The sequence below is a fragment of the Bradyrhizobium sp. STM 3843 genome, from assembly GCF_000239815.1.
Taxonomy (GTDB): Bacteria; Pseudomonadota; Alphaproteobacteria; order Rhizobiales; family Xanthobacteraceae; genus Bradyrhizobium.
The window spans coordinates 1-21,810 of record NZ_CAFK01000302.1 but is presented as its reverse complement, the minus strand read 5'-3'; the positions used below and the strand labels follow the sequence as shown (position 1 = coordinate 21,810).

The following is a 21,810-nucleotide window of genomic DNA, read 5'->3' as shown; positions in this document are numbered from 1 at the left end:
GGGGACGACACTGAACTTATAGCGGCAGTTGTGAGCCCAATCAGCGGCGATGGAGATTGGAGCTGAACTACTGCCCCTGTTTGATCGCCCAGATGACGCTGACCGTAACGGACAGCGTCTCTTCGCCCTGCGCGACCGGCGTGGCGGCTGCGGCCATTGGCGCGGCGAGCGTCTTGACGCGGAACACCGGCGGCGGTGTGCCGTCTTCGGAAATGCTCAAGGGCGTCCCCAGCGTGACGCCGGCGGCCTTGGCATAGATCTCGGCTTTACGGCGGGCATCGGCCACGGCCTTCTCGCGCGCCTGGTCGAGCAGCTTGGAGGGCTCGGCAACGCTGAAATTGATGTTGCCGACATCGTTGGCGCCGGCGCCGACCACTGTATCGATCACGCTGGCGACCTTGGTCACATCGTGCAGCTTGATGGTGACGCGATTGCTGGCACGATAGCCCACGACGGTCGCTTGCCCAGGCCGGTTCGGCGCATATTGCGGCTGCAGCGACAGCCGCGAGGTCTGATAGTCCTTGTCCTCGATGCCGGCGGCTTTCAGCGCCTGGAGGACCTTCGCCATCGCGGTGTTATTGGCCTCGGCCGCCTCGCGCGCGGTCTTGGCATCGGACGCGACACCGGCATCGATCTGGGCGAGATCCGGCGGCGCCGAGACGGTAGCCTCGCCGCTCACCGAAATCGCCGGCGGAAAATCCAGCCGCGCCGGCTCCTGCGCCAACGCGGGAGTCGCCGTACATGCCGCGACCACAAGAGCAAGCCTGAAGCGAACGGTCATATCCATCATTTCAGCGGCACATAGACGTTGATGACGAGCTTGTCCTCGGCGGTCTTCAAGGGATCGGTCAGATATTCCTCGATGAAGGTGTCCTTGGCTTCCAGCTTGCGCTCGTCGAGGTGATTGGTGATCGCCTCATAGGTGTTGTCCATGTTGTCGTAGGACCCGCGATGGACGAATTTGAGCGCCTTGCCCTCCGGCGACTGGCCGATGCTCATGCCCTTGCCGAGGTTCTTCGGCTCCTGATCGATCGGAATCTCGGCCATGAAGGTGAAGCCGGTGTCGTCGGTCGAGGTATAGACGATCATGCCGTTACCGGCCGGCTTGATGCCCTGCTTGTCGAGCAGGCCCGACAGCGACTTGAAAGCGTCGATCAGGGTATCGAACGCATTATCCCAATTGGCGCTGCCTTTGGCGATCAGGACCTTCTTCGGCGCGAGCGTGGTCTCCTCGCCGAACGCATCTTCGGGCTGGGCTTGTGCCGCCGCGGGTGGCGTCGCGGGCGCTTGCGCAGCAGCCGGCGGTGGTGACGAGGTGGCTGACGGCGACGGGCTGGCGCTGGCTGCCGGAGCCGGGCTCGCCGCGGGCGCGGGGCTCGCGGAAGCGGCAGGCGCGGGCGAGGGGCTGGCGCTCGGGGCAGGCGCCGGACTGGCTGACGCTGCAGGCGCAGGCGAAGCCGACGGCGATTGTGCCTCAGCGGCCGTGATAGCGAATGCGAGGGCGACTGAGGTTACGGCCAGAATGCGGCGGAAGGTACTGACATCCATTCAATTATTCTCCAGGGCCGTGCATCATTGCCCGGTTCATGCCGGCGAACGGCCGGGTTCGTATCACGCCCGGTCCTGATCGTCCTCTGACAGATGCGTCATGTGCCCATTACGGGGCGGGCTGGTCAATGGCTCGCCATTCGCCATATAAGGCGGACACAATTTGGATATTTTCATGAGCACGCTCGCTGACCACGCCTTCGCCAAGATGAACGGGATCGGGAACGAGATCGTCGTTCTCGACTTGCGGGATTCCAAGCATGTGGTCACGCCCGCGGAGGCGCGCGCGGTGGCCTCGCATGTTCCTTTCGATCAGCTGATGGTGCTGCAGCCGCCGCGGCTGGCCGGCACCGAGGCCTTCATCCGCATCTACAACAATGACGGTTCCGAAGCCGGCGCCTGCGGCAACGGCATGCGCTGCGTGGTCCGGCGGGTGTTCGAAAACACCGGCCAGGCGACCGCGACGTTCGAGACCCGCGCAGGCCTCCTGAACTGCTGGCAGGGACCTTCGCCCGATTTGTACACCGTCGACATGGGCGTGCCGAAGTTCGGCTGGCAGGACATCCCGCTGGCCGAGGAGTTCCGCGACACCCGCTATATCGAGCTGCAGATCGGGCCGATCGATGCACCGATCCTGCATTCGCCCTCGGTCGTCAGCATGGGCAATCCGCACGCGATCTTCTGGGTCGAGGACGTCAACGCCTATGATCTCGGCCGCTTTGGGCCACTGTTGGAAAATCATCCGATCTTTCCCGAACGCGCCAACATCACGCTCGCCCATGTCGTCGATCGCGACCACATCACCATCCGCACCTGGGAACGCGGCGCCGGACTCACCAAGGCCTGCGGCTCGGCGGCTTGCGCGACCGCGGTTGCGGCCGCACGGTTGAAGCGGGTTAACCGGACCGTGCAGGTGACCTTGCCCGGCGGCGAACTCACCATCGAATGGCGCGAGCGCGATGACCACGTGCTGATGACGGGAACGGCGAGCTTCGAATATGAGGGCGTGTTCGAGCCCTCCCTGTTCGCATCCCTGGCGTGACGCCGTGCCGGTCGATGTGGTCAGCTTCGGCTGTCGCCTCAACGCTTTCGAATCCGAGCTGATCGCGCGCGAGGCCGACGCCGCGGGCTTGGCTGATGCCATCGTCATCAACAGCTGCGCGGTCACCAATGAGGCCGTGGCGCAGGCGCGGCAATCGATCCGCAAGCTGAAGCGCGAGCGGCCCGAGGCGCGCATCATCGTGACCGGCTGCGCCGCGCAGACACAATCAGACATGTTTGCCGCCATGCCCGAGGTCGATCGCGTCCTGGGCAATGACGACAAGCTGCATGCGGCCGCATGGCTTGCCACACGCCAGGCGCTGGCGGGGCCGCGCTTCGGCATCGACGCCTCGGAAAAGGTTGCGGTCTCCGACATCATGGCGGTGAGGGAGATGGCGCCGCATCTGCTCGACGGCTTCCAGCGCGGCCTGCCGCGCGTCTTCGTCCAGGTGCAGAACGGCTGCGACCATCGCTGCACCTTCTGCATCATTCCGTTCGGCCGCGGCAATTCGCGTTCGGTGCCGATGGGTGCGGTGGTCGACCAGGTCCGCACGCTGGTGGAGCGCGGCCATGCCGAAATCGTGCTGACAGGCGTCGATCTCACGAGCTATGGCGCCGACCTGCCGGGCGCGCCAAAACTCGGCCGTCTGGTGCAACAGATCCTGCGGCATGTGCCGGAGTTGCAGCGCCTTCGCATCTCCTCGATCGATTCGATCGAGGCGGACGCCGACCTGCTCGATGCGTTGGCCTCGGATGCGCGGCTGATGCCGCATCTGCATCTGTCGCTGCAGTCGGGCGATGATATGATCCTGAAGCGGATGAAGCGGCGGCATCTGCGCCAGGACGCAATCGATTTCTGCGCAGAGGTGCGGCGTCTGCGGCCGGACATCACGCTCGGCGCCGACCTGATCGCCGGCTTTCCGACCGAGACCGAGGAGATGTTTGCCCGCTCGCTCGATCTGGTCGAGCAATGCGGCCTCACCTTCCTGCACGTGTTTCCCTATTCACCGCGGCCCGGCACGCCGGCCGCGCGAATGCCGCAGGTCGATGGCGCCGTCATCCACGAGCGCGCGCGGCGATTGCGTGCTGCGGGTGAGTCGGCGCTGCGGCGCCGGCTGGAGGCGGAGGTCGGCTGTCAGCGCGATGTGCTGATCGAGAGCGACAGCCAGGGCCGGACCGAGCACTACCTGCCGGTGGCGGTCAGCGGCGCGTCCCTGGGCGCAGTACAGCAGCTCACGATGACCGGGCATGATGGGGTGAAGCTGCTAGTCCAACCCTCGCAGTCATCGCCCTGTTCAACCGGGCGATCGAGTACGCCGTGACGTTCGGAAGACCCACGACAGCCGCGGCGTACTGGATCATCCGCTTGCGCGGATGATCCAGTGGAAGGTGAGGCGAAGGCGCGGTGCAGCGCTCGCGATTGCAGGGCAAGATGGCGCGCGCCTGATTGCCAGCTCGGAGGTCTGGTCCGGCAAAATCGAGCAAAGGCCGTCCGGTGCCGAACGATGCAATGCACACCGCCGGCAGTGATGCTCACTCCGCATCGATCAAGTCAATCAATGGATCAATTCCAGCGCGAAAATCCGCTTAGGTTGCACCCATAAAACGAGCTTCGGAATGGAAGCCATGAATGGGTGGACGCCATGAGATCAGACGTATCTCTGCGGGGGAGTTTGCTCGCGCCGTTTCAGCTGCCTTTCATCGCCGAACTGGGACGTGGCTGGATGTTGCTCGCCGCCAGCGCACTTCTGCTCCTTCTGACGGATGGCGCTGCCCTGGCGGCGGACCTGTCGCCGCTGCCGGGAGCGCGTCATGTCTGCGCCGATCCGCAGCTGTCCATCACCTTCGCCAACCCGCCGACCGTCGGCAATACGGGGACGATCCGCGTGCTGACCGAGGACGGCACGCTGGTCGACAGCATCGATCTTGCCAATCCCGCCGACGCGCAGCGGCCGATCGGCGGCGCGGTGTCGGACAGCGGCGTGGTGCATCAGTTCAACTACTTTCCGGTTCTGGTCAGCGGCAACGATGCGATCATCACACTGCATCGGCAGCTTGCCTATGACACAAGATACACGGTCACGGTCGATCCGTCGGTGCTGAGTGCGGCCGAGGGATTCGGCGGCGTGAGCCCCGGCGCGTGGCGCTTCACCACCAGGCATGCCCCGCGGCAGCAGCAGCGCGATCGGATCACCGTTGCGGCTGACGGCAGCGGAGACGTCTGCACCGTGCAGGGTGCAATCGACCTCGTGCCCGCCAACAATGCGCGGCCGGTGACGATCGCGGTGAAGCCTGGCGCCTATAACGAGATCGACTATGTCTCGGCCGACAAGCCCTTCATCACCGTTCGCGGCGAGGATCGCGACGCCACCGTCATCCAATATCCGAACAACGATCATTTCAACGTCGCGCCGGTCTCCAACAGCAGCAATCAATGTCCGCAGCGCCGCATCCCCGGCACGCCGGATCTCTACAATTGTTGGCGGGCCCTGTTCGGCGTGGAGGCCTCGGACTTCACGCTGGAGAACATCACGCTGCACAACACCACGCCCTATGGCGGCACCCAGGCCGAAGCGTTCCGGGGCAACAATGCGCGCATCCTGCTCAACCGGGTCACGCTCTCGAGCTTCCAGGATACGCTGCGGCTGCAGACCTCCGGATTCGTCACCAACAGCCTGATCGCGGGGGACGTGGATTTCACCTGGGGCACCGGCGCGGCGTTTTTTCAGAACAACGAGCTGAGATTGCTCCACACCGGCTACCTGTCCCAGGTCCGCAACGACAACACCGTCCATGGCTTCGTCTATGTCGGCAACCGGTTCACCCGCGCCGCCGGCGTGCCCGACGGCGCCACTTATCTCAGCCGCATCGAGCCGCTGCGCTTTCCCTACAGCGAAGCCGTGTTCATCGACAATGCGATGGACGGCATGATCATCCCGGCGGGCTTCCAGCTCAATCCGAACACGGTCAGCTGCGCCAATGCACTGCTGGTGCATTTCTGGGAATTCGGCAGTACGGACCTTGGTGGCAACCCAGTCGACACCAGTCGTCGTCTGCCCTGTTCGCTGCAGATCCTGCCCGGAATCGCGGCGCAGTATCGCGATCCGGCGTTCGTGCTGGGCGGCTGGGTCCCCTACACGGTCAATGCGACGCCTGCCGGCGTGGCGCCCGGTCCGACCGTCGGCGCTGTTCCGCTCGGCTCTGCCGTCACCGTGAATTGGAGCGCGCCGGCCGGACATTCCGTGCGCGATGTGATCGGTCTGTTCACGGCCGATGACGACGATGATGGGGTGGTGCTGCCGCGAGAGGCGGAGCGTCGCCTGGTGTCCCGTCAGACCGTTGGCGAGGGCACCACCGGGAGGCTCGCATTCACGTTGCCCGATTTCGGTGGCCCCTTCGTCTTCCGCTATCTCCGCGATGGTCGGGTCCCCGCCGCTTCGAGCAATGTGATCGGCCCGTCGGCGGCGCGTGACCGGCGCCATGCCGAGCAGCGACCCGCCGGCCGGCGAGCCTGGCGATTGGCGCTGAGCGCCGCGATCGCGATGCTCAGGCTCCCGGGAAGCCGCATTGCTGCAGCCGTTCCATCATGTGCGCCGGAACCGGTGCGGTGACCTGCACCGGCGGCTTGTTCTTCGAGAGCGGGATCGAAATCTCGCGCGCATGCAGATGCAGCCGCGGTTCGCCGAAGCGTGGACCGTTGCCGTAGATGTTGTCACCGACGATCGGCCAGCCCATGGCTGCCGCATGCACGCGCAATTGATGGGTCCGGCCGGTCACCGGTTCCATGGCGAGCCAGGTCAGGTTTTGTGTCACCTCCCCTCCAGGGCGGGAAGGGGTCGCAGCGGAGCTGGACGAGTCCGCCTGCACATTCGCGCGAGATGAGCTCCGTCCCAATACCCGCCATTTCGTGATGGCCGGCTGCCCTTCCGGATCCGGCTTCTGCCACCAGCCGCGTTCGGCGTTGCGTCGGCCGAGCGGCAGCTCGATGGTGCCTTCGTCCTCGGTGGGACCACCCTCGACCACGGCCCAATAGGTCTTGGAAATCTTGCCGTGTTTGAACAAAAGCCCGAGCGAGGCCGTTGCCTTGCGATGGCGTCCGAGCACCAGGCATCCCGAAGTTTCCTTGTCCAGCCGATGGGCCAAGACCGGCGGTCGCGGCAGGCCGAAGCGCAGCGCGTCGAACGAGGCCTCCAAATTGGGTCCGCCCTTGGGGCCCTTGTGCACGGGAATGCCGGCCGGCTTGTCGATCACCAGCATCAGGCCGTCGCGATGGAGCACGCGGGCCAGCATCTCGTCGTCGGTGGGCTGTTCGATATCCATACGTCGGATCAAGGCTTTCGTTTGCGGGAGGGAAGGGCTAACACCACGCTATGAACGATACCACCTCCGAAACCCCGAAACTCTCCTGGTGGCGGCGGTTGTCGGCCGGGCTCAAGCGCACCTCGGGCGCGCTGGGCACGGCCGTCGCCGATCTCGTCACCAAGCGCAAGCTCGACCGCGCGATGCTCGAGGATATCGAGGACGTGCTGCTGCGCGCCGATCTCGGAACGCAGGTGGCCGCGCGGATTGCGGAGGCGGTCGGTGCCGGCCGTTACGACAAGGCGATCAGCGCCGATGAGGTCAAGTCGGTGGTGGCGACCGAGGTCGAGAAGGTACTGGCGCCGGTGGCGAAGCCGCTCGAGGTCGATACCGCCCGTAAACCTTTCGTTATCCTTGTCGTCGGCGTCAACGGCTCGGGCAAGACCACCACGATCGGCAAGCTCGCGGCGACATTCGTCGCCGAAGGCAAGCAGGTGATGCTGGCCGCCGGCGATACCTTCCGCGCCGCCGCCATAGAGCAGCTCAAGGTCTGGGGCGAGCGCACCAAGGCGCCGGTGATCGCGGGGGCGCAAGGCTCGGATGCCGCGAGCCTCGCCTTCAACGCGATCACGGCCGCGAAGGAACAGGGCCGCGACATCCTCCTGATCGACACCGCCGGCCGGCTGCAGAACAAAGCCGAGCTGATGAACGAGCTGGAAAAGGTGGTGCGTGTCATTCGCAAGGTCGACGCGACGGCGCCGCATGCCGTGCTGCTCGTGCTGGATGCGACGGTGGGACAAAATGCGCTGTCGCAGGTTGAGGCATTTCATCGTACCGCAGGGGTCACCGGCCTGGTCATGACCAAGCTCGACGGCACCGCGCGCGGCGGCATCCTGGTGGCGCTTTCCGAGAAGTTCAAACTGCCTGTTCACTTCATCGGCGTCGGCGAGGGTGTCGACGATCTCTCTCCGTTTGCAGCAAGGGATTTCGCCCGCGCGATTGCGGGCATCGAGGACTAGTTTTCGCTTGTCATGCGCCGCGCAAGCAGGGCATGCAGTGCGCCGCTCCGCTCACGGTGGACGCCAGATCGTCAGAATATCCGGTCACTCCCTTTTCGGGTGATGACGGCCAACAGGAAATGACATGGACAAGACGCAGCCGCATCCGCTCTTCAAGCTTGCGACCGAACTCGGTCCGCTGCTCGTGTTCTTTGTCGTGAATGCCAAGTTTCAGCTGTTCGCAGCCACGGGCGCGTTCATGGTTGCGATCGTGGTGGCCATGATCGCGTCCTATCTCGTGACCAAGCACGTGCCGATCATGGCGCTGGTCACCGGCGTCGTCGTGCTGGTGTTCGGCACGCTGACCTTGGTGCTGCATGACGAGACCTTCATCAAGGTCAAGCCGACCATCATCTACGGCCTGTTTGCGGCCGTGCTCGGCGGCGGCCTGCTGTTCAACCGCTCCTTCATCGCGATCATGTTCGATCAGATGTTCAACCTGACGCCGACCGGCTGGCGCATCCTTACCTTCCGCTGGGCGCTGTTCTTTGCCGCGATGGCGGTGCTGAACGAAGCGGTCTGGCGCACCCAGAGCACGGATTTCTGGGTCGGCTTCAAGGCGTTCGGTGTGATCCCGATCACGACCATCTTCGCGATCACGCAGATGCCGCTGATCAAGCGCTATCACATTGAGCCGGTGTCGCTCGAGGAGAGCGAGGTCGATGCGGGCGACGTCAGCAAGGGCTAGTTTTCCGGCGCTGTCATTCCCGGGCGCGCGCGTCGGCGAGCGAACCCGGAATCTCGAGATTCGGGTTCAATGCTTCGCGTTGCCCGGAACGACCCGAACCATCTCACCCCGTGCGACGGTGCGCTTGCGCCTCATACTCAGGGTCATCATCCGCGAAGGCGGATGATCCAGTACGCCGCGGCTTTCGTGGGTCACTGAACCGTCACGGCGTACTGGATCGCCCGCCTGCGCGGGCCACGACTGCGGAATCGAAGGAATAGCTTCGCGCCTGGCTACGACCCCGCCTGCAACGCCTTCTCGATTTCAGGCTTCAGCACCGCGTTGATGTTGTCAGCCGTGATCGGGCCGACCAGCTTGTAGACGATGGTGCCCTCGCGCCCGACGATGAAGGTCTCCGGCACGCCATAGACGCCCCATTCGATTCCCGCGCGGCCATTGCCGTCGACTCCGACGACATCGTAGGGGTTGCCGTAGCGGCCGAGGAAACGCCTCGCATTGTCGGCGGCATCCTTGTAGTTGATGCCGACGACCTGGAAGCGCTTGTCATGGCCGAGTTCGACCAGGAGCGGCGCCTCGTCATGGCAGGGCACGCACCAGGAGGCCCAGACGTTCACGATGCTGACCTTGCCCTTGAAGGCCGCAGGGTCCAGCCCGGGCACGGCTCGGCCATCATTGGCCAGCCCGTCCAGCGGCGGCAGCTGGGTCTGCGGTGCCGGATGGCCGATCAGGGCGGATGGAATGCGCGAGGGATCGCCGCTGCCGAGCCGGAACCAGAACAGCACGGCCAGCGCGAGAAACAGCACGAGCGGCAGCAGCATCAGCAGCGAACGGCGGCGCGGCGCGGCCTCCGGGGCCTGTTGGCTAAGCTCGGTCATCGGACCTCCGTCGCGGCACGGCCGGAGCGCCGGCTGACGCCGCTCTGTTCGAGGGTACGCAGCCGCGCCTTCTGGGTGCGATAGTCGATTCCGATCCAGAGGATCAGCAGCAGGACGACCAGCGCGACCGCGAGGTAGGACGAGGCGATGAAAGAGGTGTAGGGCCCGAGATCCATATGACTACACCGCTCCTGCAATCTGGCCGGACGCGCCGCCGGGCGAGACGTCGCTCGAAACGCTGCGCGCCTGCATCATCTGCAGGCTGCGCACCCGCCGGCGCAGGATCTCGTTGCGCATCGCCGCGACATGCAGTGTCAGGAACAGGAACGTGAAGGCGATCGCCATCACCAGCAGCGGAATCAGGAACGCCTTGTCGAGTGTGGGACCGCCCATCCGCATCACCGAGGCTGGCTGATGCAGCGTATTCCACCAGTCGACCGAGAACTTGATGATCGGAAGATTGATCGCGCCGACCAGCGTGAGCACCGCGGCGGCACGCGCGGCCCGGGTCGGGTCCTCGACCGCGCGCCACAGCGCGATCAGGCCGAGATACATCAGAAACAGGATCAGGACCGAGGTCAGCCGCGCGTCCCATTCCCAGTAGGTGCCCCACATCGGCCGGCCCCAGAGCGAGCCGGTGAGCAGGGCCAGGAAGGTGAAGCTGGCGCCGATCGGTGCAGCCGCCTTTGCGGCAACATCGGCGAGAGGGTGCCGCCATACCAGGGTGCCGAGCGAGGCGACGCTCATGATCCCCCAGACGAACATCGACAGCCACGCGTTCGGAACGTGGATGAACATGATCTTGACGGTGGCCCCTTGCTGGTAATCGTCCGGCGCCAGTGCGGAGAGATAGAGACCGGCGGCCAGCAGGACGGCCGTGACGACCGCGAGCCATGGCAACAGGCGCGCCACCAGCGCGAGGAACCGGGTCGGGTTGGCGAGGTCGATCAGGGTCATCGGCATCCTGTTAAAGGCCTGAACGGCTGCAGGCAATCAGCATAGAACCCCTCTAGAAGAGTTGATACGGGTCAAGCCGGAACCGGGTGCCGCCAGCCGGTCAGTCCAGCCCGTGACGCAGGCTCGCAGCCGCGGCAAAAGGACCCACCACGAAGCTCATCAGAGAGAGGGCGCAAAGAATCGAGAACGGCGCGCCGAACGGCAGCGGGCCGACGATCGCGGCCTGCGACGCCGCAACGCCGAAGATCAGCACCGGGATCGACAGCGGCAGCACCAGCACGGCGAGCAGCAGGCCGCCGCGATGCATGGTGACGGCCAGCGCGGCGCCGATCATGCCGATGAAGGTCAGCGCCGGTGTGCCAGCAAGCAGGGTCAGCGCCACCGCGCCGGTCGCGACCGCATCGAGGTTGAGCAGGAGGCCGAGCACGGGCGTCGCAACGACCAGCGGCAGGCCGGCGGCGATCCAGTGCGCCAGCGCCTTGGCGGCGCAGGCGAGCTCCAGCGGCGTGCGGCTCATCACAATCAGGTCGAGCGAGCCGTCCTCGTGATCGGCGGTGAACAGGCGGTCGAGCGTGAGCAGGCTCGCGAGCAACGCGCCAAGCCAGAGGATCGCAGGGCCGAGCCGGGTCAGGAGCACAAGGTCGGGCCCGACCGCAAACGGCATCAGCACGACCACGGTCAGGAAAAACAAGACGCCGATCAGCGCGCCGCCGCCGACACGCAGCGCGATCCTGATGTCGCGACGGATGAGGGCTCCGAGAGCGGTCATGCGGGGCGGGCCTGCAGATGCGAGCAGTGGCCGCGACCACTGCGAGTTGGAAGGCAGCCGTGAGGCATCCTCAGTCTGCTCCCTCCCCCCCTTGCGGGGGGAGGGTCGGGGAGGGGGGTAGCCCCCAACCGATGCTGCCGCTGTGGACCCCCACCCCCGACCCCTCCCCGCAAGGGGGAGGGGAGGAGAGCGCGTCCTGCCGATGCGGCGAATCTCACTGAAGCAGTCAGTCCGGCCGAAAATGAACGTGGCTCCGTCACCCCACACCCCCGATCCGCAGTTCGCGCGCGTCGATCCCGAGTGGGCCGTGGGTCGCCGCGATGATCAGTCCGCCGCCGGCCAGATGCGCGCGCATGAGCTCTGCGAACATCGCCTGTCCCGCGACATCAAGCGCATTGGTCGGCTCGTCCAGGAGCCAGAGTGGACGGGGCATGGCGAGCAGCCGGGCCAGCGACAGGCGGCGGCGCTGACCGGCGGACAGATAAGCGGCGGGCAGTTCGGCGGCATGGGCCAAACCGACCGCGGCGAGACAGTCGGCCGTGGGACGAGCAGCGCCGCCGCCGAGGAAGTCGGACCAGAACGACAGGTTCTCATCGACGCTGAGCGCAGGTTTGAGCGCATCGCGATGGCCGAGATAATGCGCCTGTTCGGCAACGGTCAGCTCGGTCTCGCCGCCTTCGATGGCGATGCTGCCGCCGGCCGGCAGCAGCAGGCCCGCGATCAGTCGCAGCAGCGAGGTCTTGCCCGAACCGTTGCGCCCGGTGACCGCCACGGCTTCTCCGGCCGCTGCCTGGAAAGAGAGCCCGGCGAACACCTCGCGCCCGCCGCGCACACATCTGACATCGCTTCCCAACAGCCGCATCGCCAGTCCGTTACAGCCCTCTGAATCTGATGGCTACCGCTTCAGAATTTGTGGGTGACGCCACCTCGCGACTTGCTTGTCACTGTGGCGGCGCAGTTAGAAAGCTTCTATAAGCCCGGGCTTGATGCAGCATCAAACCCCCCGCTGCAAGCCATCCGGCGCTTTGCGCTGACGGTCCTTGGGTACCCGGTCCGGGTATAACGATCAATTGGGATTTCCACGCATGACCTCGCTCGACAGCTTCAAGAGCCGCAAGACCCTTCGGGTCGGTACGAAGTCTTATGTTTATTACAGCCTGGCCGCCGCAGAGAAGAACGGTCTGAAGGACATTTCCAAGCTGCCTTATTCGATGAAGGTGCTGCTCGAGAATCTGTTGCGCAACGAGGACGGCCGCAGCGTCACCAAGGACGACATCCTCGCCGTCGCCAAGTGGTTGAAGAAGAAGACGCTGGAGCACGAGATCGCCTTCCGCCCGGCGCGCGTGCTGATGCAGGATTTCACCGGCGTGCCGGCGGTGGTCGATCTCGCCGCCATGCGCAACGCGATGCAGAAGCTTGGCGGCGACGCCGAGAAGATCAATCCGCTGGTGCCGGTCGACCTCGTCATCGACCACAGCGTGATCGTGAACTTCTTCGGCGACAACAAGGCGTTCTCGAAGAACGTGGCCGAGGAATACAAGCAGAACCAGGAGCGTTACGAATTCCTGAAATGGGGCCAGAAGGCCTTCACCAACTTCTCGGTGGTGCCGCCCGGCACCGGCATCTGCCACCAGGTCAATCTGGAATATCTGGCGCAGACGGTCTGGACCAAGAAGGAGAAGATGACGGTCGGCCGCACCAAGGGCACCTTCGAGGTCGCCTATCCGGACTCGCTGGTCGGCACCGACTCCCACACCACCATGGTGAACGGCCTCGCCGTGCTCGGCTGGGGCGTCGGCGGCATCGAGGCCGAGGCCTGCATGCTCGGCCAGCCGCTGTCGATGCTGCTGCCTGACGTGGTGGGTTTCAAGCTCACTGGTGCATTGAAGGAAGGGGTCACCGCCACCGACCTCGTGCTGACCGTGACCCAGATGCTGCGCAAGCTCGGCGTCGTCGGCAAATTCGTCGAGTTCTTCGGCCCCGGCCTCGACAACCTGTCGGTCGCCGACAAGGCGACGATCGGCAACATGGCTCCCGAGTACGGTGCGACCTGCGGCTTCTTCCCGGTCGATGCCGCGACGATCGATTACCTGAAGGTCTCCGGCCGCAAATCGGCGCGGGTCGCGCTGGTCGAGGCCTATGCCAAGGCGCAGGGCCTGTTCCGCACCGCCAAGTCGCCCGATCCGGTCTTCACCGAGACGCTGACGCTCGATCTGGCCGATGTCGTGCCATCGATGGCCGGTCCGAAGCGGCCCGAAGGCCGCATCGCGCTGCCGTCGGTTGCTGAAGGTTTCTCCACTGCGCTGTCAGGCGAATACAAGAAGTCCGATGCCAGCCAGCGTTTCCCGGTCGAGGGCCGCGATTTCGAGCTCGGTCATGGCGATGTGGTGATCGCGGCGATCACCTCCTGCACCAACACCTCGAATCCGAGCGTGCTGATCGGTGCCGGTCTGCTGGCGCGCAATGCGGCTGCCAAAGGGCTGAAGGCCAAGCCATGGGTGAAGACCTCGCTCGCCCCGGGCAGCCAGGTCGTGGCTGAGTATCTCGCCAATTCGGGCCTGCAGAAGGACCTCGACAAGGTTGGCTTCAACCTGGTCGGCTTCGGCTGCACCACCTGCATCGGCAATTCCGGCCCGCTGCCCGAGGAGATCTCCAAGTCAATCAACGACAACGGCATCGTTGCGGCCGCCGTGCTGTCGGGCAACCGCAACTTCGAGGGCCGCGTCTCGCCGGACGTCCAGGCCAACTATCTCGCCTCGCCGCCGCTGGTGGTGGCCTATGCGCTCGCCGGCAGCGTGACCAAGGATCTCGCGGTCGAGCCGATCGGCATCGGCAAGGACAAGAAGCCGGTCTATCTAAAGGACATCTGGCCGACGACCAAAGAGATCAATGACTTCATGAAGAAGTACGTCAAGGCGTCGATCTTCAAGAAGCGCTACGCCGACGTGTTCAAGGGCGACACCAACTGGCGCAAGATCAAGACGGTCGAGAGCGAGACCTATCGCTGGAACATGGGCTCGACCTATGTGCAGAACCCGCCTTATTTCGAGGGCATGAAGAAGGAGCCGGAGCCGATCAAGGATGTGATCGACGCCCGCGTCCTGGCGCTGTTCGGCGACAAGATCACCACCGACCACATCTCGCCGGCCGGGTCGATCAAGCTGACCTCGCCCGCCGGCCAGTTCCTCAGCGAGCATCAGGTGCGCCCGGCGGACTTCAACCAGTACGGTACCCGCCGCGGCAATCACGAGGTCATGATGCGCGGCACCTTCGCCAACATCCGCATCAAGAACTTTATGCTGAAGGGCGCCGACGGCAACATTCCCGAAGGCGGCCTGACCAAGCACTGGCCGGATGGCGAGCAGATGTCGATCTACGACGCCGCCATGAAGTACCAGGCCGAGGGCGTGCCGCTGGTGGTGTTCGCCGGCGCCGAATACGGCAACGGATCCTCGCGCGACTGGGCTGCGAAAGGTACCCGGCTCTTGGGCGTCCGGGCCGTGATCTGCCAGAGCTTCGAGCGCATCCACCGCTCCAACTTGGTCGGCATGGGCGTGCTGCCCCTGACCTTCCAGGACGGCGCCTCGTGGCAGTCGCTCGGGCTCAAAGGTGATGAAAAGGTCACCATCAAGGGCCTGGAAGGCGACCTCAAGCCGCGCCAGACGCTGACGGCCGAGATCGTTTCGGCTGACGGCGCGACCCAGCAGGTCCCGCTGCTATGCCGGATCGATACGCTCGACGAGCTCGACTACTACCGAAACGGCGGCATTCTCCACTACGTGCTGCGCAAGCTCGCGGCCTGATCGGTGCGACAGATTGGCTCACTCTGAAGTGAGTAGCAGGTGATGCCAGAGGCGGCCTATGACAAAGGCCGCCTCTTTTGTGTTCGGTATACCATCGAACGACGAGGGGCCTTCAAGACATCGCGAACGCGGCAAGGTGCGACAGGTAGTATGCAGATATGGCAGGGATGATGGCTGGTAAGACGTCTTGGTGGTCGGGTGCGGCGGTCGGGGTCTGTGCGATCATCGCTATCATCCGGCCGGCTGATGCCAATCCTCGCGCAGTCGTCGAGCTTTTTACATCCCAAGGTTGCTCATCCTGCCCGCCCGCGGACAAGGTGCTCGGCGAACTGGCCCAGGACCCGTCCGTGATCGCCATGAGCATGCCGATCGATTACTGGGACTATCTCGGCTGGAAAGACACTTTGGCCGATTCGCGGTTTTCGGCCCGCCAGCGGGCCTATTCCCGGATGCGCGGCGACCGCGAGGTCTACACCCCGCAGGCGGTCGTCAATGGCGCCGTTCACGTCATCGGCAGCGATCGCGAGGCGATCGAAGGCGCGATCGATGACACGACCCATGGCGGCGCGGTGATGTCGGTACCTGTCAGTATGGCTATCCAGGGCCATGAGCTGACCGTGAGCGTCGCCGCCGCCAACGAGCAGGCCTTGCACAAGCATGGCGAGGTGTGGCTCTGCTCGATTTCCAAGGCGGTCCCGATCTCGATCAGCCGGGGCGAAAATAGCGGCCACGAGCTGACCTATTACAACGTCGTGCGCAATCTCTTGAAGGTTGGCGACTGGAACGGGATGCCGGGACATTGGAGCGTGCCCATCGACAAGATCGCCCATGACGGCGTCGACGGCGCTGTGGTCTATGTGCAGGACGGCACGCGCGATCGCCCCGGCCCGATGCTCGGCGCGGCCTTTACCGAACTCCACTGACGTCCCATTCGGCCTACCAGCGGCTCCGCCCGTCCAAGGACGGTCTCGGGACAGTTTTGTCCGAGCGCCGAGGCTAGCCCGGTCCCCTGCGCGCTATCGGGTTCCAAAAAACCACGAGTCGTCAGAACAGGGCCACCTAAAACAAAAGGACCAACTTACGTTGGCCCTTTGTCTTTGCGTGCGAATAGGCCCGATCCTGACGACCCCGGGGGGCTGGGGGCTGAGGAATCCGGAACCGAAAGGACCGGGCCAACGCACACGAACTTTATGCTAGATGGGAGGGGCGGTCGCTGGGCGGAAGTGGGGCGTCATTATGACTCTGCTAACGATCCCGTGACGGGTATTTTGCCCGGATGCTCTCCGATCCATGAGCGGCGTTGCGAGAAAGCCCCCTTGCGGCGCCGGAGGGTTGAGGTGATCATGTCACGACGATGACAGGAGAGGCGCGATGCATTTGATACCGGAGGATGCCGATCCCAGCGAGAACCGCGCCGCGGCCCGCAACGCCGCCGCGGCGGTTCCCAACCGGGTGACGTTCAATCGCCTCGAACTCAATCGCATCTTGAATCTGTATGGCCGCATGGTCGCCGACGGCGAGTGGCGGGATTATTCGATCGACTTCCTGCGCGACCGCGCGGTGTTTTCAGTGTTCCGCCGGGCTTCCGAAGTGCCGCTGTATCGGATCGAGAAAGACCCGCGGCTCGCCCGCAAACAGGGCATGTACAGTGTGATCTCGGCCACCGGACTCATCCTGCGCCGCGGGCATGAGCTGGAGCGCGTGTTGCTGGTCATCGACCGCAAGCCGGCTCTGGTCTAGCTCAGCCCCAGTATTCCGGACGATCCCGACGTCGTCATTCCTGCGCGATGCGCGAGCATCGAACCAGGAATCTCGGAGTGGTTAGATCTCGTCTCTCGTTTGACATTCCGGGCTCACCGCTTCGCGGGGCCCGGAATGAGCTCGAGATGGCCTAGGCCGGCACCGTCGTCGCCGCCTCGCCAAGCGCAAGCTGCATCATCACGGTGTCGAGCCAGCGGCCGAACTTCAGCCCGACATTGGGATGCGTGCCGATCATCTGGAAGCCGCATCGGGTGTGCAAGCCGATCGAGGCGGCGTTGGCGGAATCGCCGATCACCGCGATCATCTGCCGGAAGCCTCTCGCCTCGCATTCCGAGATCAGCCGCTGCATCAGCCGTAGGCCGACGCCGCGGCGATGGCTCGCAGGATCGAGATAGACCGAGTTTTCGACGGTGAAGCGATAGGCCGGCCGCGGCCGGTAGGCGCCGGCATAAGCATAGCCGGCGATCGCTCCGTCGAGCATGGCGACGAAATAGGGAAAGCCGCCGTCGGTCAACGCGCGGAAGCGCTGCGTCATCTCAGTCAGGGCCGGCGGCTCGAGTTCGAAGGTGGCTGTTCCTTCGCGCACGGCTTGCGCGTAGATCGCGGTAATAGCGGCAAGGTCGGCTTCGACGGCCGGACGGATTTCAAGTTCGGACATGGCTTGAACAATAGCAGCGGACAGGTCTTGTTCAACGATGTTCGCGGACATGACCGCGTTGAGCACAACGTGCGGCGACGTGTCGGATCGGGCGGACAGCGGCAAAGAAAAAGCCCCGGCTGGCGCCGGGGCTTTGAACAGGTCAGCTGGCGTGACGTCAGTCGCGCTGGCCGAGCAGCTGCAGGAGCAGCGTGAACAGGTTGATGAAGTTCAAGTACAGCGACAATGCGCCGGTGATCGCCGCGCGCTCGGCGATGTCGCCGCCGGCCGAGGCGTAGCCGTAGATGTACTCGTTCTTCAGCCGCTGCGTATCCCAGGCGGTGAGGCCGGCGAACACGAACACGCCGATGATCGACACAAAGAACTGCAGCGCCGAGCTTGCCAGGAAGATGTTGACGAGGCTCGCGATCACGATGCCGATCAGGCCCATGAACAGGAAGGAGCCGAACCCGGTCATGTCACGCTTGGTCGTGTAGCCGTAGAGGCTCAGCGCACCGAACGTCGCCGCCGTGATGAAGAACACGCGCACGATCGAGGTGTGAGTGTACACCAGGAAGATCGACGACAGCGAGATGCCCATCAGCGCCGAGAACACCCAGAACAGCAGCTGGGCAGTCGACGGCGCCAAGCGGTTGATGCCGGCCGAGATCGCGAACACCATGGCGAGCGGCGCCAGGATGAACAGCCATTTCAGCGGGCTCACGAACATCGCGTAGCCGAACTGGGTCAGGTACACGTTGTTGCCGAACCTGGCGACGGCGGCGGAAGGGTCGCCGGTGACGGCGGCCATGTACACGCCGAGCGCGGCAAGGCCGGTGATGGCCAAGCCGATGCTCATGTAATTGTAGATGCGCAGCATATAGGCGCGCAGCCCGGCATCGACGGTTGCGGCGTCAGCCCGCCCGGCGACCCGGCCGAAGGGAGAAGTATAGTTGCGGTCTAGATCCGACATGGTCGAATTCCCGTTTGGTTGTCCGGCGGCTCGTCTGTGGGATCGTTCCGTCGGCTCTCGAAAAACCTATCTCAGATACCACCTGTCCAACATGAAATCTGCGTCATCTGCAAATTTGCCCGTTGGTGTGGCCTCTGAACCCATCGGTTAAATGGGAAACTAGCATATTCGCTGCAAGCTTCCACGCGCGGCCGAATGTCGCTCCGCACGCGATTTTGCGCCTCAAATCGCCTTAACCGTGCGGCCGAAAGCCGCGCAATTTCATAAATTTCGCAAGACTGAGGCGGGTTTCTGGCTCAGCGCCAACAGCGTGCCCAACAGGCCGAGGCCGACCGTCACGATCAGGGCGGCCAGGACCACCAGGGCGGCACTGCCGGCCTGCCAGACGAAACTCAAGGTCATCAGCCGCGTCACGATCAGCCAGGCCGCCACCGAGCCGGCGATGACCCCGAATACCGCCGTGGCGAGGCCGATCATGAGATATTCCAACCCATAGGCGCCGAGCAGCCGCAGCCGCGTCGCTCCCAGTGTCTTCAGGATCACGGCATCGTAAACCCGGTGACGGTGGCCGGCCGCCAGGGCGCCACCCAGGACCAGAATTGCCGAGATCAGGTTGACGGCGCTCGCTCCGCGGATCGCGAGCGCCAGATTGGCGACCACCCCGCCGATCGTCTCCATCACTTCGCGCACCCGCACGCTGGTCACCATCGGAAACGCATCCGCCACCTTCTTGATGATCTGCGCGTCGTCTGCGACATCGGAACGCGCTTCGGTCAATGTTGCGACGTGGGTGTGCGGCGCGCCTTTGAAGGCGCCGGGCGAGAACACCAGCACGAAATTGATGCCGAGTCCCTGCCAATCGATATTGCGCATGTTGCCGATATGGGCGGTGATGTCGCGCCCGAGCACGTTCACCACGATCTCGTCACCGACCTTCAGCCCCATGCCGTCGGCGATCCGCTTCTCGATCGAGACCAGCGGCGGTCCGACGTAGTTGGAGCCCCACCATTCGCCTTCGACCACTTTGGAGCCTTTCGGCACCTCGCCTGTGTAGGTCAGGCCGCGGTCGCTCTGCAGCACCCATTCGGCGTCCGGCGAGGCCTTGATGTCCTCGGCGCGCACGCCGCGGGCCGAGACGATGCGCCCGCGCAGCATCGGCACCTCCTCGACCTTCGCGTTCGGCGCGATCTGCCCGAGGAAATCGCCGAAGCGGTCGGCCTCCGTCGAGGGAATATCGATGAAGAAGAACGAAGGCGCCTGGTCCGGCAGCTGCGCGAGAAACTGCCGACGCAGATTGCCGTCAATCTGAGTAATGGTCACCAGCACCGCGAGGCCCAAGCCGAGCGAGAGCACCACCGAGGGCGTCAATGCGCCGGGCCGGTAGATGTTGGTGATCGCCAGCCGCAGCATGGGAAAGCGGCTGCGCGGCAGTCGGCGGGCGACAGCCATCACCAGCGCGGCGATGCCACGCAACAGCGCAAACACCAGCACAGATGCCAGTACGAAGATCGCTGCGATCCGCTTGTCATAGGCCAGTCCGATCACGACCGCGATCAGAAGCGCCACCACCGCGGCTATCAAGGCAAGATAGCGCCAGCGCGGCCGATGAAATTCGGCAATCACGGCTTCACGGAACAGCGCGGCCACCGGCACGTCATGAACCCGGCCGAGCGGCCACAGGCCGAACGCAAGCGCGGTGAGCAGGCCGTAGACGAACGACAGGGCGAGTTCGTCGGGATGGACAGCCGGCACCACCGGCAGCGGCAACAGCTTGCCGAACAGGCCGACGATGGCGAAGGGCAGCGCAGCGCCGGCGCAGAGCCCGATCACCGAGCCGATCCCCGCCAGCACGATCACCTGGGTGAGATAGATGCCGAACACGTCGCGGCTGGTGGCGCCCAGTGCCTTGAACGCGGCGATCACTTCCGTGCGCCGGTCGACATGGCTCTTGACGGCATTGGCAACGCCGACGCCGCCGACCAGAAGCGCGGCCAATCCGACCAGGGTCAGGAACTGGGTGAAGCGGGTTATATTGCGTTCGAGTTGCGGCGAGGCGTTGCTGCGGGAGCGGATCTCCCAGCCCGCGGAAGGGGCCGCCTCGCGCGCATCGGCGATCAGGGCCGCGGTGGCGCGGTCGTCCGCTGCAGCGTCCGGCAGGCGAACGCGGTAGGTCCAGCGCACCAGACTGCCGGGCTGCAAAAGCTGCGTGGCGCGCAGCCCCGCCTCGCTGACCAGGAAGCGCGGACCGAGACCGATGCCGCCGGACAGCTTGTCCGGCTCGGCCTCCAGCGCGCTCCGGATCTGGAAACGGGTGTTGTCGATCGTGACGATGTCGCCGACCTTGAGGTCGAGCCGGGCGAGCAGCGCCGGATCGGCCGCCGCGCCGAACACGCCGTCGCGCTCGGCGAACAGATCGGGGAGCGGCACGGCCGGCTTGAGGTCGAGCTTGCCGAGCAGCGGGTAGGCGCCATCGACAGCCTTCAATTCGACCAGCGCCAGACGACCATCGGCAGCGCGCACCATGGCGCGCAGGGTCGCGGCAAGGGAGACCTCGCCGCGCGCGCGCAGAAACGCAACCTCCTCGGGTTTGGCTTCGCGCTGAAACAGCGAGAAGGCGACGTCGCCGCCGAGCAGGGTGCGGCCTTCTCGTGTCAACCCGTCGCTGAGGCTGGCGGCAACCGAGCCGACGCCGGCGATCGCAAGCACGCCGAGCGCGATGCAGGCGATGAAGACATAGAAGCCGCGCAGGCCGCCGCGCAATTCGCGCAGCGCGTAACGGATGGACAGCATCGTCGCGCGGCTGCCGCCGATCGGTTCTGAGATCGTGCTCATGCGCTCTCGACTTGCGCCTTGCTGTGATCGCCTTCGATGTGCCCGGAGCGCAGCCGCACCACGCGGTCGCAGCGATGCGCCAGCGAGCTGTCATGGGTCACCAGCACCAGCGTCATGCCGCGCTCGGCGTGCTTGGTGAACAAAAGGTCGATGATCTGCTTGCCGGTCGCTTCGTCGAGATTGCCGGTCGGCTCGTCGGCGACAAGGATGGCGGGATCCGGCGCCAGCGCACGCGCCAGCGCGACGCGCTGTTGCTCGCCGCCGGAGAGCTGGCTGGGATAGTGGTGCAGCCGGTGGCCGAGACCGACCGATTCCAGCTCCTGCGCTGCCCGCTGCGCCGCGTCCATGCTTCCCGCCAATTCCAGTGGCACGGCCACATTCTCCAGCGCCGTCATGGTCGGGATGAGGTGAAACGACTGGAACACGATCCCGACCTGCCGGCCGCGGAACCGCGCCAGCGCATCCTCGTCGAGGGCATTGAAAGCGGTGCCGTTGACCACCACCTCTCCGCTGTCCGGACGTTCCAACCCCGCCATTACCATCAGCAGCGTCGATTTGCCCGATCCCGA

20 protein-coding genes are annotated in these 21,810 nt (G+C 64.9%); 8 read left to right on the top strand and 12 right to left on the bottom strand.

Annotated elements, in window-relative coordinates; translation table 11 throughout:
* Nucleotides 1-67 precede the first annotated feature (67 nt).
* Entirely contained in the window at nt 68-781 is a 714-nt protein-coding gene (locus BRAS3843_RS32170) for an SIMPL domain-containing protein (protein WP_008973391.1), read from the bottom strand.
* Nucleotides 782-786: 5 nt separating this feature from the next.
* Nucleotides 787-1,548 (bottom strand): GyrI-like domain-containing protein, encoded by a 762-nt coding sequence (locus tag BRAS3843_RS32165; protein ID WP_008973390.1) that lies wholly within the window; start codon nt 1,546-1,548, stop codon nt 787-789.
* Nucleotides 1,549-1,723: 175 nt separating this feature from the next.
* Here BRAS3843_RS32165 and dapF point away from each other — a divergent pair, with 175 nt between their 5' ends.
* From dapF to BRAS3843_RS32150, 3 genes are all read left to right on the top strand, one after another.
* Entirely contained in the window at nt 1,724-2,590 is an 867-nt protein-coding gene (dapF, locus tag BRAS3843_RS32160) for a diaminopimelate epimerase (protein WP_008973389.1), read from the top strand.
* 4 nt (nt 2,591-2,594) lie between these two features.
* Entirely contained in the window at nt 2,595-3,911 is a 1,317-nt protein-coding gene (gene mtaB, locus BRAS3843_RS32155; RefSeq protein ID WP_008973388.1) for a tRNA (N(6)-L-threonylcarbamoyladenosine(37)-C(2))-methylthiotransferase MtaB, read from the top strand.
* 321 nt (nt 3,912-4,232) lie between these two features.
* Entirely contained in the window at nt 4,233-6,200 is a 1,968-nt protein-coding gene (locus BRAS3843_RS32150) for a pectinesterase family protein (protein ID WP_008973387.1), read from the top strand.
* On the opposite strand, the gene BRAS3843_RS32145 is transcribed toward BRAS3843_RS32150, so the two are convergent.
* Complete coding sequence (locus tag BRAS3843_RS32145; RefSeq protein WP_008973386.1) at nt 6,136-6,909, bottom strand: RNA pseudouridine synthase; 774 nt, start codon at nt 6,907-6,909, stop codon at nt 6,136-6,138. The two genes, BRAS3843_RS32150 and BRAS3843_RS32145, sit on opposite strands and share 65 nt — an antisense overlap.
* A 50-nt stretch (nt 6,910-6,959) precedes the next feature.
* On the opposite strand from BRAS3843_RS32145, the gene ftsY reads away from it, so the two are divergent.
* Both ftsY and BRAS3843_RS32135 read left to right on the top strand, forming a co-directional pair.
* Nucleotides 6,960-7,907, top strand: coding sequence for a signal recognition particle-docking protein FtsY (gene ftsY / locus BRAS3843_RS32140; protein WP_008973385.1), 948 nt, complete (start codon nt 6,960-6,962; stop codon nt 7,905-7,907).
* 124 nt (nt 7,908-8,031) lie between these two features.
* Entirely contained in the window at nt 8,032-8,634 is a 603-nt protein-coding gene (locus tag BRAS3843_RS32135) for a septation protein A (RefSeq protein ID WP_008973384.1), read from the top strand.
* Between the two features lie 272 nt (nt 8,635-8,906).
* Here the strand turns inward: BRAS3843_RS32135 and BRAS3843_RS32130 are convergent, their stop codons facing one another.
* From BRAS3843_RS32130 to ccmA, 5 genes are all read right to left on the bottom strand, one after another.
* A complete protein-coding gene (locus tag BRAS3843_RS32130; RefSeq protein WP_008973383.1) occupies nt 8,907-9,509 on the bottom strand; it encodes a DsbE family thiol:disulfide interchange protein in 603 nt (200 codons plus the stop codon).
* Complete coding sequence (gene ccmD / locus BRAS3843_RS32125; RefSeq protein WP_008973382.1) at nt 9,506-9,685, bottom strand: heme exporter protein CcmD; 180 nt, start codon at nt 9,683-9,685, stop codon at nt 9,506-9,508. The genes BRAS3843_RS32130 and ccmD overlap by 4 nt, the downstream gene beginning before the upstream one ends.
* Before the next feature lie 4 nt (nt 9,686-9,689).
* Nucleotides 9,690-10,466, bottom strand: a complete 777-nt coding sequence (locus BRAS3843_RS32120; RefSeq protein ID WP_008973381.1) for a heme ABC transporter permease — start codon at nt 10,464-10,466, stop codon at nt 9,690-9,692.
* Between the two features lie 100 nt (nt 10,467-10,566).
* Nucleotides 10,567-11,235, bottom strand: a complete 669-nt coding sequence (gene ccmB / locus BRAS3843_RS32115) for a heme exporter protein CcmB (RefSeq protein WP_008973380.1) — start codon at nt 11,233-11,235, stop codon at nt 10,567-10,569.
* 256 nt (nt 11,236-11,491) lie between these two features.
* Nucleotides 11,492-12,097, bottom strand: a complete 606-nt coding sequence (gene ccmA, locus BRAS3843_RS32110) for a heme ABC exporter ATP-binding protein CcmA (protein ID WP_008973379.1) — start codon at nt 12,095-12,097, stop codon at nt 11,492-11,494.
* A 223-nt stretch (nt 12,098-12,320) separates the two neighbouring features.
* Between ccmA and acnA the strand changes: the two genes are divergently transcribed.
* From acnA to BRAS3843_RS32095, 3 genes are all read left to right on the top strand, one after another.
* Complete coding sequence (gene acnA / locus BRAS3843_RS32105; RefSeq protein WP_035983527.1) at nt 12,321-15,038, top strand: aconitate hydratase AcnA; 2,718 nt, start codon at nt 12,321-12,323, stop codon at nt 15,036-15,038.
* Between the two features lie 170 nt (nt 15,039-15,208).
* Entirely contained in the window at nt 15,209-15,961 is a 753-nt protein-coding gene (locus tag BRAS3843_RS32100) for a DUF1223 domain-containing protein (RefSeq protein ID WP_139025042.1), read from the top strand.
* Between the two features lie 448 nt (nt 15,962-16,409).
* Nucleotides 16,410-16,778, top strand: a complete 369-nt coding sequence (locus BRAS3843_RS32095) for a DUF2794 domain-containing protein (RefSeq protein WP_008973375.1) — start codon at nt 16,410-16,412, stop codon at nt 16,776-16,778.
* A 151-nt stretch (nt 16,779-16,929) separates the two neighbouring features.
* Here the strand turns inward: BRAS3843_RS32095 and BRAS3843_RS32090 are convergent, their stop codons facing one another.
* From BRAS3843_RS32090 to BRAS3843_RS32075, 4 genes are all read right to left on the bottom strand, one after another.
* Complete coding sequence (locus BRAS3843_RS32090) at nt 16,930-17,457, bottom strand: GNAT family N-acetyltransferase (RefSeq protein WP_008973374.1); 528 nt, start codon at nt 17,455-17,457, stop codon at nt 16,930-16,932.
* Nucleotides 17,458-17,614: 157 nt separating this feature from the next.
* On the bottom strand, nt 17,615-18,409 hold the full coding sequence (locus tag BRAS3843_RS32085; RefSeq protein WP_008973373.1) for a Bax inhibitor-1/YccA family protein: 795 nt from the start codon (nt 18,407-18,409) through the stop codon (nt 17,615-17,617).
* A 261-nt stretch (nt 18,410-18,670) separates the two neighbouring features.
* A complete protein-coding gene (locus BRAS3843_RS32080) occupies nt 18,671-21,241 on the bottom strand; it encodes an FtsX-like permease family protein (protein ID WP_008973372.1) in 2,571 nt (856 codons plus the stop codon).
* A partial coding sequence (locus BRAS3843_RS32075; protein WP_035983524.1) for an ATP-binding cassette domain-containing protein occupies nt 21,238-21,810 on the bottom strand: 573 nt, incomplete at its 5' end. The genes BRAS3843_RS32080 and BRAS3843_RS32075, both read right to left, overlap by 4 nt.

What these genes read in the sequence shown, in the direction of transcription:
- BRAS3843_RS32135 (WP_008973384.1), top strand. Translation starts at nt 8,032, where the DNA reads ATGGACAAGACGCAGCCGCATCCGCTCTTCAAGCTTGCGACCGAACTC.
- ccmD (WP_008973382.1), bottom strand. Translation starts at nt 9,685, where the DNA reads ATGGATCTCGGGCCCTACACCTCTTTCATCGCCTCGTCCTACCTCGCG.
- BRAS3843_RS32150 (WP_008973387.1), top strand. Translation starts at nt 4,233, where the DNA reads ATGAGATCAGACGTATCTCTGCGGGGGAGTTTGCTCGCGCCGTTTCAG.
- BRAS3843_RS32130 (WP_008973383.1), bottom strand. Translation starts at nt 9,509, where the DNA reads ATGACCGAGCTTAGCCAACAGGCCCCGGAGGCCGCGCCGCGCCGCCGT.
- BRAS3843_RS32100 (WP_139025042.1), top strand. Translation starts at nt 15,209, where the DNA reads ATGGCTGGTAAGACGTCTTGGTGGTCGGGTGCGGCGGTCGGGGTCTGT.
- dapF (WP_008973389.1), top strand. Translation starts at nt 1,724, where the DNA reads ATGAGCACGCTCGCTGACCACGCCTTCGCCAAGATGAACGGGATCGGG.
- BRAS3843_RS32145 (WP_008973386.1), bottom strand. Translation starts at nt 6,909, where the DNA reads ATGGATATCGAACAGCCCACCGACGACGAGATGCTGGCCCGCGTGCTC.
- BRAS3843_RS32170 (WP_008973391.1), bottom strand. Translation starts at nt 781, where the DNA reads ATGACCGTTCGCTTCAGGCTTGCTCTTGTGGTCGCGGCATGTACGGCG.
- acnA (WP_035983527.1), top strand. Translation starts at nt 12,321, where the DNA reads ATGACCTCGCTCGACAGCTTCAAGAGCCGCAAGACCCTTCGGGTCGGT.
- ccmB (WP_008973380.1), bottom strand. Translation starts at nt 11,235, where the DNA reads ATGACCGCTCTCGGAGCCCTCATCCGTCGCGACATCAGGATCGCGCTG.
- BRAS3843_RS32120 (WP_008973381.1), bottom strand. Translation starts at nt 10,466, where the DNA reads ATGACCCTGATCGACCTCGCCAACCCGACCCGGTTCCTCGCGCTGGTG.
- ftsY (WP_008973385.1), top strand. Translation starts at nt 6,960, where the DNA reads ATGAACGATACCACCTCCGAAACCCCGAAACTCTCCTGGTGGCGGCGG.
- BRAS3843_RS32090 (WP_008973374.1), bottom strand. Translation starts at nt 17,457, where the DNA reads ATGTCCGAACTTGAAATCCGTCCGGCCGTCGAAGCCGACCTTGCCGCT.
- BRAS3843_RS32085 (WP_008973373.1), bottom strand. Translation starts at nt 18,409, where the DNA reads ATGTCGGATCTAGACCGCAACTATACTTCTCCCTTCGGCCGGGTCGCC.
- BRAS3843_RS32095 (WP_008973375.1), top strand. Translation starts at nt 16,410, where the DNA reads ATGCATTTGATACCGGAGGATGCCGATCCCAGCGAGAACCGCGCCGCG.
- BRAS3843_RS32080 (WP_008973372.1), bottom strand. Translation starts at nt 21,241, where the DNA reads ATGAGCACGATCTCAGAACCGATCGGCGGCAGCCGCGCGACGATGCTG.
- BRAS3843_RS32165 (WP_008973390.1), bottom strand. Translation starts at nt 1,548, where the DNA reads ATGGATGTCAGTACCTTCCGCCGCATTCTGGCCGTAACCTCAGTCGCC.
- ccmA (WP_008973379.1), bottom strand. Translation starts at nt 12,097, where the DNA reads ATGCGGCTGTTGGGAAGCGATGTCAGATGTGTGCGCGGCGGGCGCGAG.